The organism is Candidatus Binatia bacterium (assembly GCA_035631035.1).
Classification (GTDB): Bacteria; Eisenbacteria; RBG-16-71-46; order SZUA-252; family SZUA-252; genus DASQJL01.
On record DASQJL010000062.1, the window covers coordinates 152,656 to 167,064 of the forward strand.

The following is a 14,409-nucleotide window of genomic DNA, read 5'->3' on the forward strand; positions in this document are numbered from 1 at the left end:
GAGCCCGGGCGAGCGGGCTAGCCCGCGCCGCCCTCGTCGTCGGCGAGCCGGCGGCCCCGGGCCGCCGAGGCCCGGATGTAGTCGCGGTTCATGCGCGCGATGTTGTCGATCGTGATCCCCTTGGGGCAGACCGCCTCGCATTCGCGGTGGTTGCTGCATCCGCCGAAACCCTCGGCGTCCATCTGCCACACCATGGCCAGCGCGCGCCGCTCCCGCTCCGCCTGTCCCTGCGGCAGGAGCCCCAGGTGGGCCACCTTGGCGGCCGTGAAGAGCATCGCCGAGGCGTTCGGGCACGCCGCCACGCAGGCGCCGCAACCGATGCACGCCGCGGCGTCCATGGCGAGCTCGGCGTTCTCCTTGGGCACGGGGAGGCTGTTCGCCTCGGGCGCGCTCCCCGTGGGCGCCGTCACGAAGCCTCCGGCCGCGATGATCCGGTCGAGCGGCGAGCGGTCCACGACGAGGTCCCGGATCACCGGGAACGAGGCGGCGCGCCATGGCTCGATGGTGATCGTGTCGCCGTCCTCGAAGGAGCGCATGTGGAGCTGGCAGGCGGTGGTGCGCGCGCGGGGTCCGTGCGCGCGGCCGTTGATCACCATGCCGCACGTCCCGCAGATCCCCTCGCGACAGTCGCTGTCGAACGCGATCGGCGGTTCGCCGTTCACCGTCAGCCCTTCGTTGACCACGTCGAGCATCTCCAGGAAGGACATGTCGGGGCTGATGTCCCGGGCTTGGTAGGTCACGAAACGGCCCCGCTCGGAGGCGTTCGGCTGGCGCCAGACGTGGAGGGTCAGGTTCACTTGTAGCTCCGCTGCGCCAGGTGGACGGTCTCGTATTCGAGCGGCTCCACGTTCCGGAGCGGCTTTTTGCCTTCTCCCTGGTACTCCCACACGGCCGCGTGGCAGAACCGCTCGTCGTCGCGCAGCGCTTCCCCGTCCGGGGTCTGGTGCTCCTCGCGGAAGTGGCCGCCGCACGACTCGTCGCGCTCCAGCGCGTCCAGGCAGATCAGCTCGGCGAGGTCGATGAAATCGGCCACCCGCCCCGCGTGCTCCAGGGCCTGGTTCAGCTCCTTCTCCTCCCCCAGGACGGCGACGTTCTTCCAGAACTCCTCGCGAAGCGGCGGGATCAGGGAGAGCGCCTTCGTGAGGCTCTCCCGGGTGCGGGCCATGCCGCAGTGCTCCCACATGACCTTGCCCAGCTCGCGGTGGAACGAGGTGACCGTGCGCTTGCCATGGATCGAGAGGAGCCGCCGCGTGCGCGCCTCCACCTCCTGCTCCGCGCGCTTCACCTCGGGATGCGTGCGGTCCACGGCCGGCAGCTTCTGCGCCGCCATGTAGTCGCCGATCGTGTAGGGGATCACGAAATAGCCGTCCGCGAGCCCCTGCATGAGGGCGCTCGCCCCCAGCCGGTTCGCGCCGTGGTCGGAGAAGTTCGCCTCGCCGAGGACGTGCAGGCCGGGAATCGTGCTCATCAAGTTGTAGTCCACCCACAGCCCGCCCATGGTGTAGTGGGAGGCGGGATAGATGCGCATCGGCACCCGGTACGGATTCTCGTCGGTGATCCGCTCGTACATCTCGAAGAGATTCCCGTACTTTTCGCGGATCGCGCCCTCGCCCAGCCGGCGGATCGCGTCGGCGAAGTCGAGATACACGCCCCGCCCGCCCGGACCGACGCCGCGCCCCTCGTCGCAGACCTGCTTCGCCGCCCGCGACGCGATGTCGCGCGGGGCCAGGTTGCCGTAGGAGGGATACTTCCGCTCGAGGTAGTAGTCGCGCTCGTCCTCGGGGATCAGGGCCGGCGCCCGCCCATCGCCCTTCTGCTTCGGAACCCACACGCGGCCGTCGTTCCGAAGCGATTCGCTCATCAGGGTCAGCTTGGACTGGTGCTCGCCCGTGACCGGGATGCAGGTGGGGTGGATCTGGGTGAAGCAGGGGTTCGCGAACCCCGCGCCCTTCGTGTAGGCGCGCCAGATCGCGGTGGTGTTGCATCCCTTGGCGTTCGTCGAGAGATAGAAGACGTTCCCGTAGCCGCCCGTGGCCAGGCAGACCGCGTCGGCGAGGTGCGATTCCACCTGGCCCGTCACGAGGTCGCGCGTGACGATGCCGCGCGCGCGGCCGTCGATCACGATCAGCTCCAGCATCTCGTGGCGGGCGAACATCTCCACCTTCCCCAGCCCCACCTGCCGCTCCAGGGCCTGGTAGGCGCCCAGCAGGAGCTGCTGCCCCGTCTGCCCGCGCGCGTAGAAGGTGCGGGAGACCTGGGCACCGCCGAAGGAGCGGTTCGCCAGCAGGCCACCGTACTCGCGCGCGAAGGGAACCCCCTGCGCGACGCACTGATCGATGATGTTCACCGAGATCTCGGCCAGGCGGTAGACGTTCGCCTCGCGGGAGCGGAAATCGCCCCCCTTGACCGTGTCGTAGAAGAGGCGGAAGACGCTGTCGCCGTCGTTCTGGTAGTTCTTCGCGGCGTTGATCCCGCCCTGCGCCGCGATCGAATGCGCGCGCCGCGGGCTGTCCTGGTAGCAGAAGCACTTCACGTTGTAGCCCAGCTCAGCCAGGCTCGCGGCGCCCGAGGCGCCGGCGAGTCCGCTTCCCACCATGATGACCGTGTACTTCCGCTTGTTCGCGGGGTTCACCAGCCGGATCGACGAGCGGTGCTTTTCCCACTTCGTCTCCAGCGGGCCGGGCGGAATCTTCGCGTCGAGCTTCATGCGCCTACCGGATCACGCCCGTCAGCACGGCGAGCGGAAAGGAGATGTTGCCCACGACGACGATCGCCGTCATGAGGCCCGCGAATCCGTGGCGCAGGAAGTTGTACCGCGGATGCGAGAGACCCAGCGTCTGCAGCATGCTCCAGATCCCGTGATACAGGTGGTACCCCAGGGCGAGCATCGCGACGATGTAGAAGACCGAGACGGGCACGACCTGGAAGCCCGCGACGAAGTTGTGATAGACGTCCCCCTCCACGAACGAGGGGTGGACCGTGCCGAAGGTGAAGTGGAGGAGGTGGTAAACGATGAAGAGCAGGAGGATCGGCCCGCTCCAGACCATGGTGCGCGAGGCATACGTGGAGCGGTCGTAGGCGCGCCGGCGGTAGCCGACCGGGCGGGCGCGGACGTTATCCCAGGTGAGCGCGGTGGCCGACCAGATATGCAGGATCACCGACAGGAGGAGCACCGCGCGGGCGATCCAGAGCGCCGAGCCGTGCATCAGCTCGCGCAGCCAGACCGCATAGGCGTTCATGGCCTCCGGGCCCATATAGGCCTGGAGGTTTCCGATCATGTGCGCGACGACGAAGCCGAAGAGAATGAAACCGGTGACCGCCATGACCACCTTCTTCCCGATGGTCGAGGCGGCGAACGGCTCGGCGCGCAGGGTTGGACCGGAGTCAGCCTGGATTCGTTCCATAGACACGATCAGTGGCGCATCTTAGACCGGCCGGGACGGGACGGCAAGGGCGGCGCCGGTGTTCTCCGGTATACTTTTCCCATGAGCCGAATCCGCGCCGCCTGGATCCTCGCCATCGTGGCCGACACCCTTCAGATCGTGCTCCTTCCCGCCTTCGGCGAAGGCGTCGCCTCTCCGGCGGCGGACGCCCTCGACATCGTGGTCGCGATCGGCATGACCGTGCTCCTGGGGTGGCACTTCGCCTTCCTCCCCACCGCGATCGCGGAGATCGTCCCCGGCCTGAACCTCGTGCCCACCTGGACCGCGGCGGTCTTCTTCGTGACGCGGAGCCGCCGGGCGCGCGGGAGCGACGTTCCGGAGGAGCCCGGCCGAGTCGAGCCGCCAAGGGGCTCATTGCCACCGCCGCCGGAATGAGACGACTCGATGGAAAGCGTAGCGACATCGACGTCAATCTCTGCTGACTTGTGTCGTGCGTTTCACCCGCGCCAGCGCGGGTTGCCTCTCATCTCCTATCATTTCGATGCGGTGCCGATGGGCTCCGGTGCGGCTCGGGACCGTCTCCATCGCGATCCGTTGCGCCCCCACGAGCCGTCGCCTAATCTCCCGCCGTGAATCGCCGAGCGGCTGCGCCTGTTGCCCTCCTCCTGGTCTCGCTGATGCTGCAGGGCTCGGCGCGTGGTGACGACCGCGACACGATGCCTGGGGCGAGCCGCGGCCCTGGCCCGCGCGTTGCCGACGTCTCGATCTTCCGCGATGCCGCGATCCGCTGGAGTCCCGACTCCTTGCGCTTCTTCGCGCGGCGCGGACTCTCGTACGTGGATGCCGGACGCGGCGCCGTCACGACGGTCACGCTTCCCACGCTCCGAACCCCGCACAAGATCACGGCGATTCTCACGGTGCGACCCGTCGCGAAGTCGGACCGTGAGGTCTGCGACCGCTACGACCGCGCCGGCAGCGTCCGGATCACCGTTCCCGGCGCGCCCGATCTCGAGGTGCTCCGGTTCATCACCTCGTACGGCGGGCGCACGGACCATGAGGTGGACGTCACCGCGCTGGCCCCGCTCCTCCAGGGGCGCCGCACGTTCACGGCGCACATCGACACCTGGACCAGCCCGGCCTGGACGGTGGACTTCTCGCTCCGCTACACGCCGCTCACCGACTTCGACAACGCCTCCTGGGCCGCGCCGGTCTATGGCACCGACAACTTCAACCGCGAAGGGATGCCGCACGGCGACAGCGCGACCGTCGTGATCCCACCGGGGCTCTCCCGCGTGGTGCTCCGCTACACCGCGACGGGCCACTGCACCGACGGCGTGGACGCGGACGAGTTCGTCTCCAAGGCGAACGTGATCGCGGTGGACGGCGTGGTGGTGGCGCGCTTCCATCCCTGGCGCGACGACTGCCGCTCGTTCCGCGACCGGAATCCCTACTGCGCGCGATGGACCGACGGTAGCTGGTCCTCGGACTACGCGCGAAGCGGATGGTGCCCGGGGGTCGAGGTGCTTCCCCAGGAATTCGATCTCACCGATCATCTGCGCGCCGGCCGCCACACCATCCGGATCGCGATCGAAGACATGCGTCCCAAGGATGCGAAGGGAAACTACGGCTACTGGCGGGTCGCGGCAGCGCTGGTGGGCTGGAAGACGCCGCCTCGCCTCTGGCGCAACCCCTGACCTCCTGGGTATCCTCTTGGGCGTGAGCCCGCCACCCCGGCGCGCGCGCGGCGGCGTCCGCACGATCGGCCGCGCGCTGGCGCATCGAAACTACCGCCTCTTCTTCACCGGTCAGAGCATCTCCCTCATCGGGGCCTGGCTCACGCGAGTGGCCACGAGCTGGCTGGTCTACCGGCTCACCCACTCGGCGTGGATGCTCGGCATCGTCGGGTTCGCCGGACAGTTCCCCACCTTCCTGCTCGCTCCGATCGCGGGCGTCTGGGTGGATCGCTGGAACCGCCACCGCGTGCTCGTCGTCACGCAGGTGCTCGCCGCGATCCAGTCGGGGCTGCTCGCCTACCTGGCCCTGCGCGGCATCATCACGATTCCGCACGTGATCGCGCTGAGCATCTTCCAGGGCGTGATCAACGCGCTGGACATGCCGGCACGGCAATCGTTCGTGGTGGACATGATCGGCAACAACCGCGAGGACCTGCCGAACGCGATCGCGCTCAATTCCTCGATGTTCAACGGCGCGCGCCTCATCGGCCCCTCGGTGGCGGGAATCCTCATCGCCTGGGTCGGCGAGGGGTGGTGCTTCTTCATCGATGCCGTGAGCTACCTCGCGGTGATCGCGTCCTTGCTGCTCATGAAGGTCGCCCTGTCCGAGCGCCCCCGCCGCGAGGGCTCGGTCGTTCGGGAGATCCGCGAGGGCTACCGCTACATCGCGGGGTTCACGCCGATCCGGTCCGTGCTCCTCCTGCTCGCGCTGGTCAGCCTGCTCGGATTCCCCTACACCGTGCTCATGCCGATCATGGCCGCGCAGGTGCTGCACGGCGGCCCGCACACCCTCGGCTTCCTCATGGCCGCCTCGGGCGTCGGCGCCCTGACGGGCGCGCTCTACCTCGCCTCGCGCAGCTCGGTGCTGGGGCTGGGGAGCCTGATCGCCCGGAGCGCCGCCGGCTTCGGCCTCGGCCTCGTCCTCTTCTCGCTCTCGCGCAACCTGTGGCTTTCGATGGGGCTGATGGCGGTCTGCGGCCTCGCCATGATCCTCCAGATGGCCGCGAGCAACACGGTGATCCAGACCCTCGTGGACGATGACAAGCGCGGGCGCGTCATGAGCTTCTATTCGATGGCCTTCTTCGGAACGGCGCCCCTCGGAAGCCTGTTCGCCGGAACGGTCGCCACCTGGATCGGCGCGCCGCGCACGATCCTCGTGGGCGGCGCCGCCTGCGTGCTCGCGGCCCTCGGATTCTGGAAAGCGCTCCCGCACATCCGCCGCGCTGCCCGCCCCGTCTACGTCCGCCTGGGGATTCTCCCCGCGCCGACCGAGCAGAGCCTGTGACCCCGGTGACGCGCCGGCGGGCCGCGCCATGAGGACGCTCGAGCTCCCCTCGCTCGACCAGGTCCGCGCCGCGCGCGAGCGGATCCGCGGCGTCGCGATCCGCACGCCGCTCCTCCGCCTGAACGTAGACGGCCCGGCCGAGATCTGGCTCAAGTGCGAGAACCTCCAGCCGATCGGCTCCTTCAAGCTGCGCGGCGCCGGGAACGCGATGGCGCTCCTCCCTCCCGAGGCGCTCCAGCGAGGCGTCTACACGGCGAGCGCCGGGAACATGGCGCAGGGGGTCGCCTGGTGCGCCCGGCGTCTGGGGATTCCCTGCTCCGTCGTGGTTCCCGATCACGCGCCGGCGATCAAGACGGCGGCAATCGAACGGCTGGGCGCCTCGGTCCTCAAGGTCCCGTTTCCGACCTGGTGGCGCGTGATGATGGAACATCGGTACGAGGGGATGAGCGGGACTTTCATCCACCCCTTCTCCGATCCCGCCGTCCTGGCCGGCAATGGAACGATCGCGCTGGAGATCTTGGAGGACCTGCCCGATCCCGACGCCGTCCTGGTTCCCTACGGCGGCGGCGGACTCTCGACGGGAATCGCCGCAGTCCTGCGCGCGCTGGCTCCGAGGGTGCGCGTTCATGCGTGCGAGATCGCCACGGCCGCGCCTCTCGCCGTTTCCCTGGCGGCAGGCGCTCCCAGCCCCGTCGAGTACACGCCCAGCTTCGTGGACGGAATCGGAGGAACCACCGTGTTCGAGGAGGTCTGGCCCCACGCGCGGGAGCTGCTCGCGGGCAGCCTGGTCGTCTCTCTGGAAGAGGCGGCGGCTGCCCTGCGGCTCCTCGTGGAGCGCAATCGACTGGTTGCCGAGGGGGCCGGAGCGGTGCCGGTCGCGGCGGCGCTCAGGGGGCTGCCTGACGCGAGGAAGATCGTGTGCGTGGTATCCGGCGGGAACATCGATCCTCAAAAAACGGCCGCGATCCTCTCGGGCAAGTTGCCCTGAGCGAATCGCGGCGTACCGGGCCCTGGAGATCGGCCCGGGCCGGGCGCAGGGGGGAGGAGGCCTCGTATGCCTCCCCCTCCGTACCCTGTCGCCTCTTGTGCAACACCGGCAGCGGCAGAGCATGCGCCCATCTATGTAAACGTCCGCCCGGCGTCGCCGGGTGGAACGACTAGAACTTCAGCGCAAGACCCATCGACAGGGTCCAGAACGACGGATCGAACTTCTCAGGAATTAGCTTCGACTCCTGATCCTGCAGCTTCACGTAGCGGCCGCCCAGGTCCAGCGCCACCCGCGGCGCGACCGGCACCTTGATGCCTCCGCCCACGTGCACGCCGAACTTCTGGACGGTCTCGTCGCCGAGCGCGTCGTCTTCGTAGTCGTAGGTCGTGTGGTACCAGCCCACGCCCGCGCCCGCATACACCACGTTCATTGGCGAAATGAGGAGCGAGGCCGTGATCGGCCACTGGCGCACGTGCAGCGCCCCGCCCGACATCTCCTCGGTGCGGTAGCCGGCGCCGATCTCGCTCTGGAGCACGTTCGGGATGATGTTCCCGCGCAGGGCCAGTCCGAACATGCCCTTCACCTGGTCGCCGCCGTCCACGGAGCGCGTCAGCCCGTACGAGGGCACGATCTCGGCGGCGTGCGAGCGCGCGGGAGCGATCGCGATGGCAATCGCGAGCGCAACCAGGGAGACGACGAGGAGCGCGAGCGCGGACGTGCCCGGCTGGGTCGGCGTGCGGCTTTCGAGGTGTCGGTTCATCGCGCTCTCCTTGATCGATGGCTTCTTCTATGGGGAGCGCCGCTGCGGCGGCGCCATCTTCGAAACTTTCGGCGTCCGCCCGGCTCGGTCGGGTCGAGGCAAGGGGGGTGAGACCGTGGGGTCCGGCCGGGCGGCGCCTGCACTGGGCTTCATCAAGGCGCGTGCCACGACGGGCGGGCGACCCTTTACACGCTACCCAACCACGCTCCTGTTCGAGAGTTAGCGCTCTTGCCGCGCCGCCACAACGGCGTTGGGCCCGGGATGGAAGGAACTACCATTTGGAACATCGGGGAACGACTCTGCACCCGTCGGTGCAACAATGAAAATCGGAGGGCCCGGTCCGCAAGGGTGCGTGAGGCTCAAGAAAAAACCACCGGCGTCCGGTGGGCACGGCGACCGCGGGGGCGGGAGCCGTACCTGATTCCGGTGCGCCGGTGGCCAATACGATCAGTGGGTACTCAGTGCGAGATCGGGAACGTCACCCCTCCGAAGAGCGACGTCTGCGACAGATCCGTGGCCGAGTACCGGAGCTCCGCGAAGAGCCGGCTCGATCCCATCGGGAAGAGCGCGCCCCCGAACAGGTTCAATCCGAGGTCCGTGCCGGGGTCTCCCGGGCCGTCGGCGGAGTACATGTGCACGGCGGCTCCGGCGCCCACGTACGGGCTGACACGCCCCGAGGGCGCGAAGTGGTAGTAGAGGTCGAAATTGGGATTCACGTCCTTCAGGCCGCTGTTGGACCAGAAGAGAACGCTGGGCATGATGTGCACGCGCGAGCCGGCCTCTTCGAACTCCAGGTGGCCGCCTCCCGACAGCGACGCATCGGCGTGCTCGGCGTCGGTGGTGCCGAGACGTACGCCCGCCCCGGAAAGACCGAACGAATGCGCGGGCGCGGTCCACGCGGCGGTCGCGAGCACCGCGAAGCACGCCAGCACGATCCCATAAATTGGCTTCATCGTTCCTCCCCATTGGGGTTTGGTGGGCGGGTCCGCCATTGGGGGCGAACGGCCGCCGGCGGCTCGGAATCTCAAGGGATATGCCAGAAGCCGTCTTCGGGCCAGTCCGGCCGCCGCAGCCGACGGCCGGTGGGCGGGTTAAGGCAGGGCGTCAGGAGGGATCGTACGCTCCGAAATGGCGCGCCGCACCTCGGTGAGGCCTTGAAGAATCCGCTTCTCGGCAAGTACGAATGACAACCGGCTCCGATCAGGCCCGGCGGCGATAGACCACCCGTACCATCTCGAACTCACCGCCCTGTGGCAGAGGCACCAGGTTTCGATAGAGCAGCGACCCGTCCTCCTGGGTCTGCGTGATCTCACGATAGCGGACGGAACGGGTGCCCAGGTCCACCACCGTCTCGTACGTCATCGTACGAGTTGCCGGATCCCACGTTCCCTCGGACCGAGCGATCGCTGAAGACGTGGAATCCACCCAGACGCCCGTGTATCGGCCCCGCGCCGGATCCCATCCGTAGATCCCATGCCCCTCGAAGCCGCTGTCGGAGGCGTAGTCCATGACCAGGTAGCGCCCGCCGGCGATGCGGCGATTGCGGGCCACGCCCTTGGCCGGCACCGGCGAGGCCTCGGGGCCGGGACGGATGACCGATTCGGCGTCCCACGTGCCGACGTCCTTCTCGAAAATCTCGTTCGCATGCGCGATCGCGCGCTCGGCCTCTTCATCCATGGCAACCCTCCTTGGAGTTGACCGCGCCTTGACACCCCCCAGGCTCCGGCGGGAGCATGGCGCCCGGGAAAGGAGGTCGGTCGTGACGCGGTGGTACCTGGGTTCTCTCGTGATCGCGCTCTCCGTCACGGCTTGCGGCGGACCCTCGCCCGCCGAGAAGACGCCGATCGAGCGCGCCGCCTTCGAGGACTGGAAGATCGAGCCCCGGATCCGGGTCGGCGGGCTGAACCGCTTCGGCTCCGAGCTGGACCTGGCGCGCGCCTACGGGGCGCAAAGCTTGCGCGACTCCTCGATCTCCCTTGGCGAGGGGGAGACGGCCCCCGGCACCCTGCTCTTCCCCGACGACCCCCAGCGCCGCCTGGAGATCATCTGGTCCGATCCCGGCGCCAAGCGCGCGCCGCGCCGCGCCGTGCTGCGCGGCGAGCGATCGCGCTGGATGCTCCCGGGGGACATCTCCCTCGGGACCACCCTGGCGGACCTCGAGAAGACGAACGGCCGTCCGTTTCGGCTCACGGGGTTCGGGTGGGACTATGCCGGGGGCGTGACGTCGTGGGAAGGGGGTGCCCTGGACTCGCTGCTCCCCGGAGTGCGGCTCTATCTGGAGCCGCGGATCGAGGATCGCGCGGGCGGAGCGTACCGCCGCGTTCAGGGAGATCGGGAGTTCGATTCGAACAATGCCGACCTGCGCGCCCTGGAGCCGAGGATCTACCAGATCTTCGTCGACTTCGAGCCGGAAGGATCGGCCATGGCGCCCGACTCTGCCCACGCTCCAGGAGGACCATGACCATGGTGGACGCATCGAGAAGGCTCCGTCGCTCGCGGAACCGGATGCTGGGCGGCGTGTGCGCCGGGATCGCGGAATGGCTCGGCTGGGACGTCACGCTGGTCCGCGTGCTCTACGTGGTTCTGTCGATCGTGAGCGTCGGGTTCCCCGGCACGATCGTGTACATCATCCTCTGGATCGTGATGCCCGGACCCGAGTGAGCGCGCGCAATTCTTGCCACCGCTCCCGCACCGCTTGCAAGCCCGGGCGCGAAATGTTTGTGGCCCGGCCGTCGCTGCTGGTACATCTGGGCATCGAGCCTCCACTTCCGCGCGCAATCCCCGCGCCGCGAGCGTCGCTTCGGCACGGGCCCCATCCTTGCACTCCGTGAGGGGTCTTGCCGGGAGCCCGGCAAGGCCAACATCACGGAGGTGCTTCATGGTGAATGTGAGCGACGCGGTAGACAAGGTGACGAACCGGCCCGAGCGCACGGAAGGCGGCGTGGCCAAGGCCATCGAGAAGCAGACGTCCAAGATGCCGTCGGACTGGTTCCTGATCGCGGCCGTCGGGGCGATCAGCGCCTCGCTGGCGATGCAGGTGGCCGGAAGCAGGCACAAGAGTCTCTTCATCGGGCAGTGGGTCCCTTCGATCCTCCTGCTCGGGGTGTACAACAAGATCGTGAAGGTGGCGGGCTCCGACCGCTTCGATCAAGGCGGAACGATGGGACGGCCCGACGTGAGCCGGCCCGGAATGACGACGGCGGGAGCGCGCTGACGGCGGGAGGTCGGATCCGGTATCTCATCCTGGGCGTCCTGAGCCTGATGGTCGGATGCGCAACGCTGCGTGAAGCGGCCGCGCTGCGCCGGGTGGAATTTCGCCTGGACCGGGTTTCGGACGCCGAGGTGGTCCGGATCCGGCTCGACCCGCTTCCCACCTATCGCAGCCTGACCGCGGCGCAGATCGCGCGCCTCGGCGTCGGGGTCGCGACCCGGGACGTTCCCTTCGGCTTCACCCTCCACCTCGAAGGACGCAATCCCCAATCGAACCAGGTCGCCGCGCGGATGATCGCGCTCGGCTGGTCCTATCGCGTGGACGACCGTGAGATCTTGAACGGTCGCCTGGACCAGCCGCTCCGCTTCCCCCCCGGCCAGGCGGTGGACGTTCCCGTCGCGATCGAGTTCAACCTCTACCGTTTCTTCGGGGGCGACGCCCGGACGCTCTTCGAGACGGCGGCCGCCCTCGCGGGGCAGGCCGGCGGACGACACGACGTCGAGGTGCGGCTGACGCCCCGGATCGACACGCCGATCGGCCCGATGGACTACCCGACCCCCATCACGATCCGCCTCGCGTCGGCCGACGCGGGCTGACCGGCAGCGCGAAGCGCGAGGTCCGGATCAGCGCCGCCTGCCACCAGTCGATCCGGTCGTGGGTTCCGCCAGGCCGATCGGTCATGACGTTGTCGGGGTCGGCCTGGTGCCTCCAGAGGTCCGCGAGATGTCCCAGCTCGTGCACCACCGTGGTCCCGTCCGTGCGCAGCTCCACGACGATCCAATCGGCCCCGGGCACGGCGCAGCCCGCCAGCGATCCCAGGTCCTCCACGAAGTAGACGGTCAGGCAGGGGGCGCCGGCGCACCTCGCGGACGCCCAGGGAAAGAAGCGCCCGGCGACCGCCGCGAGGCCGCACCCGGGCGGGGGGACCGTCTGGGGCATCAGCGCGGGATCGACGCTTTGGACCTCCAGCCGGACGCCGTGCGGATCGAGCAGGGCGGCCGCCTGGGACAGCACCGCTCGGACCCGCGCCGAGGCGACGTCCGGATCGGCGCGCGAACGGAGAAGCGGCACGGCCCGCACGGGAATGCGGCGGGGGCGGGGTCCGGCGCTCCACTCGCGCGCGAGGATCGGAATCCGGACCAGCGTATCCAGGAGCCAGAATGCCCAGCCGAGCGGAAACAGTGCGTATTCGACCGGCGCCTCGAGGGCGCCGTCGCGAACGGCCGCGCGGAGCGCTCGGGCCAGGGGGCCGAGCAGGACGGTGCGAATCACCCGTTGCGGCCCCCCAACCGGCGTGTCCTATACTTTCCGCTTCGCTTCAAAGCGTCGCCCCGGCCGGACCCACATCGTCACGGAGGCTCGACTCCCATGGCCAACGTCAAACGGATTCCCGAAGGCTACACCACCGTCACCCCGTCCATCACGCTGCGCGACACCGCGAAGGCGATCGAGTTCTACAAGCGCGCGTTCGGCGCCGAGGAACGCGGGATCATGCGCGGACCCGACGGCAAGGTGATGCACGCCGAGATCAAGATCGGAAACTCGATCGTCATGATGAACGACGAGGTGATGGGCTCGCGGTCGGCGGAGACGCAGGGCGGATCGCCGGTCTCGTTCTATCTCTACTTCGAGGACTGCGACGCCGCCTACCAGCGCGCGGTCACGGCCGGTGCGAAGGGGGACATGGCCCCGGTGGACATGTTCTGGGGCGACCGCATGGGGCACATCATCGATCCCTTCGGTCATCGCTGGAACGTCGCGACGCACGTGAAGGACGTGACCCCCGAGGAAATGAAGCGGGGGCAGGATGAGTTCATGAAGCAGATGGCTTCGCGCGAAGCCTGATTCCGGCCGCGGGCGGCGGCCTAGCGCATCAGCCGCCGCTCGCGTCCCACCGCGCGGTTGTTGGACATTTCCACGTTCTCGCTGGCCTGCCCGTCCCCATCCACCGCCAGGACTTCCCCTTTCCGCGAAAGCACGACCGTGCGGTGCGACGAGACGAACGGCAGGAAGGTTCCGTCGTCGTACGTCCAGCTCAGGTGGATGTGCGCCACCCACACGTTCTTGAAGGTGGAGTCTCCGATCTCGAATTCCTCCTCGGGCGCCACGGAGGCCTCGTACATCAGCGCGCTCGTGAAGATCGGCTGCATGCCCGGCTCCCGATATTCGCGGTCGCGGTACTTCTGCGTGAGCTTGAGATAGTGCTCGAGGGCGGCGCGCGTGGCGGCATAGGGGACGCGGCGCTCGTTCTTCCCCTTGCTCCACCACACCGGCACGCCCACGGTGTCCGAGCCGAACTCGTAGCCCTTCTGCGAAGCCAGTGCGGCCAGAAGGTCGCCGCGCGGGTAGGTGCACTCGGCGATCGCGAGAAAGCGGGCGCCCGAGTCGGGCGCGGCGCGCTGGATGGAACAGGTGTAGAGCCCTCCGGGCTCCTCCCGCGGCGCCGGGGGCGCGGCCCGCACCGACGCCCAGTCGACGACGTATCCGGCGGGCGATGCCGCCGCGGGGACGGCGGCCGTCAGGAGCGCGAGGACCAGGATCAGCGAAGCGTGCGATCTCACGATTCCTCCCGAACGGGGCCGTCGGATCAGGCGGTGCGGATCTCGGTGGGGCTTCCCTCGATCTGGGTCTGCACCTGCCTGCGAAACTCGAGCGGATCGGCCACGCGCTCGAACGCCTCGGGAGTGCCCCCGGTTCCGCGCACCGTGACCGTGCCGAAGCCGAGCGTCTTTCCCAGGAACGACTCGTCCACGACCACGCTCTCGATCTTGGAGAGGAAGATCTCGATCGTCTTCCGGCTGAAGAAGCCGGTCTTGATGAGAACGCGCTTGTTGGTGACGGCGATTTCCGTCGCGGCCCGCTTCAGGATGCCGATCAGAAGGATGGCGAGGCCGGCGCCGAAGAGGAGCACGCCCCCGATCGCCGCCGCGGTGCCGCCGCTCCCCAGGTCGTTTCCCGTCGTCACGAACGTGCCCGCGACGAGCCCCAGGCCGAGGAGCGCTCCGAGGCCGCCGATCAGGCCATGCCAGAGGAGGACCACCCAGTGGAG

18 protein-coding genes are annotated in these 14,409 nt (G+C 68.7%); 9 read left to right on the top strand and 9 right to left on the bottom strand.

Annotation, left to right across the window (positions count from 1 at the left end; all coding sequences use genetic code 11):
• Positions 1–17: 17 nt before the first annotated feature.
• From VE326_07025 to VE326_07035, 3 genes are read right to left on the bottom strand one after another with little or no spacing between them, the layout of a single operon-like run.
• A complete protein-coding gene (locus VE326_07025; GenBank protein ID HYJ32958.1) occupies positions 18–797 on the bottom strand; it encodes a succinate dehydrogenase/fumarate reductase iron-sulfur subunit in 780 nt (259 codons plus the stop codon).
• On the bottom strand, positions 794–2,707 hold the full coding sequence (locus VE326_07030; protein ID HYJ32959.1) for a fumarate reductase/succinate dehydrogenase flavoprotein subunit: 1,914 nt from the start codon (positions 2,705–2,707) through the stop codon (positions 794–796). Before VE326_07030 ends, VE326_07025 begins: the two co-directional genes overlap by 4 nt.
• A 4-nt stretch (positions 2,708–2,711) precedes the next feature.
• A complete protein-coding gene (locus tag VE326_07035; protein ID HYJ32960.1) occupies positions 2,712–3,404 on the bottom strand; it encodes a succinate dehydrogenase cytochrome b subunit in 693 nt (230 codons plus the stop codon).
• Between the two features lie 81 nt (positions 3,405–3,485).
• On the opposite strand from VE326_07035, the gene VE326_07040 reads away from it, so the two are divergent.
• From VE326_07040 to VE326_07055, 4 genes are all read left to right on the top strand, one after another.
• Entirely contained in the window at positions 3,486–3,818 is a 333-nt protein-coding gene (locus VE326_07040; protein ID HYJ32961.1) for a hypothetical protein, read from the top strand.
• A 194-nt stretch (positions 3,819–4,012) separates the two neighbouring features.
• Positions 4,013–5,077, top strand: coding sequence for a peptide-N-glycosidase F-related protein (locus VE326_07045; GenBank protein ID HYJ32962.1), 1,065 nt, complete (start codon positions 4,013–4,015; stop codon positions 5,075–5,077).
• A gap of 22 nt (positions 5,078–5,099) precedes the next feature.
• Positions 5,100–6,401: an MFS transporter gene (locus VE326_07050; GenBank protein ID HYJ32963.1), complete on the top strand. Its 1,302-nt coding sequence runs from the start codon at positions 5,100–5,102 to the stop codon at positions 6,399–6,401.
• A gap of 28 nt (positions 6,402–6,429) precedes the next feature.
• Complete coding sequence (locus VE326_07055; GenBank protein ID HYJ32964.1) at positions 6,430–7,389, top strand: threonine/serine dehydratase; 960 nt, start codon at positions 6,430–6,432, stop codon at positions 7,387–7,389.
• 169 nt (positions 7,390–7,558) lie between these two features.
• Here the strand turns inward: VE326_07055 and VE326_07060 are convergent, their stop codons facing one another.
• From VE326_07060 to VE326_07070, 3 genes are all read right to left on the bottom strand, one after another.
• The gene (locus VE326_07060) at positions 7,559–8,149 is read right to left on the bottom strand and encodes an outer membrane beta-barrel protein (GenBank protein ID HYJ32965.1); all 591 of its coding nucleotides are present in this window, start codon (positions 8,147–8,149) and stop codon (positions 7,559–7,561) included.
• Between the two features lie 458 nt (positions 8,150–8,607).
• Positions 8,608–9,102 (bottom strand): outer membrane beta-barrel protein, encoded by a 495-nt coding sequence (locus VE326_07065; GenBank protein ID HYJ32966.1) that lies wholly within the window; start codon positions 9,100–9,102, stop codon positions 8,608–8,610.
• Positions 9,103–9,349: 247 nt separating this feature from the next.
• A complete protein-coding gene (locus tag VE326_07070) occupies positions 9,350–9,826 on the bottom strand; it encodes a DUF1579 family protein (GenBank protein ID HYJ32967.1) in 477 nt (158 codons plus the stop codon).
• An 82-nt stretch (positions 9,827–9,908) separates the two neighbouring features.
• Between VE326_07070 and VE326_07075 the strand changes: the two genes are divergently transcribed.
• From VE326_07075 to VE326_07090, 4 genes are all read left to right on the top strand, one after another.
• A complete protein-coding gene (locus VE326_07075; protein ID HYJ32968.1) occupies positions 9,909–10,610 on the top strand; it encodes a hypothetical protein in 702 nt (233 codons plus the stop codon).
• A gap of 2 nt (positions 10,611–10,612) precedes the next feature.
• Entirely contained in the window at positions 10,613–10,810 is a 198-nt protein-coding gene (locus tag VE326_07080; GenBank protein HYJ32969.1) for a PspC domain-containing protein, read from the top strand.
• Positions 10,811–11,036: 226 nt separating this feature from the next.
• Positions 11,037–11,363, top strand: coding sequence for a hypothetical protein (locus VE326_07085; GenBank protein ID HYJ32970.1), 327 nt, complete (start codon positions 11,037–11,039; stop codon positions 11,361–11,363).
• Positions 11,364–11,410: 47 nt separating this feature from the next.
• Positions 11,411–11,956, top strand: a complete 546-nt coding sequence (locus tag VE326_07090; GenBank protein ID HYJ32971.1) for a hypothetical protein — start codon at positions 11,411–11,413, stop codon at positions 11,954–11,956.
• On the opposite strand, the gene VE326_07095 is transcribed toward VE326_07090, so the two are convergent.
• Positions 11,922–12,632 (bottom strand): hypothetical protein, encoded by a 711-nt coding sequence (locus VE326_07095; GenBank protein HYJ32972.1) that lies wholly within the window; start codon positions 12,630–12,632, stop codon positions 11,922–11,924. The two genes, VE326_07090 and VE326_07095, sit on opposite strands and share 35 nt — an antisense overlap.
• Before the next feature lie 96 nt (positions 12,633–12,728).
• Here VE326_07095 and VE326_07100 point away from each other — a divergent pair, with 96 nt between their 5' ends.
• Entirely contained in the window at positions 12,729–13,205 is a 477-nt protein-coding gene (locus VE326_07100) for a VOC family protein (GenBank protein HYJ32973.1), read from the top strand.
• Between the two features lie 20 nt (positions 13,206–13,225).
• On the opposite strand, the gene VE326_07105 is transcribed toward VE326_07100, so the two are convergent.
• Both VE326_07105 and VE326_07110 read right to left on the bottom strand, forming a co-directional pair.
• Positions 13,226–13,921 (bottom strand): hypothetical protein, encoded by a 696-nt coding sequence (locus VE326_07105; GenBank protein ID HYJ32974.1) that lies wholly within the window; start codon positions 13,919–13,921, stop codon positions 13,226–13,228.
• A gap of 26 nt (positions 13,922–13,947) precedes the next feature.
• A partial coding sequence (locus tag VE326_07110; GenBank protein ID HYJ32975.1) for a PH domain-containing protein occupies positions 13,948–14,409 on the bottom strand: 462 nt, incomplete at its 5' end.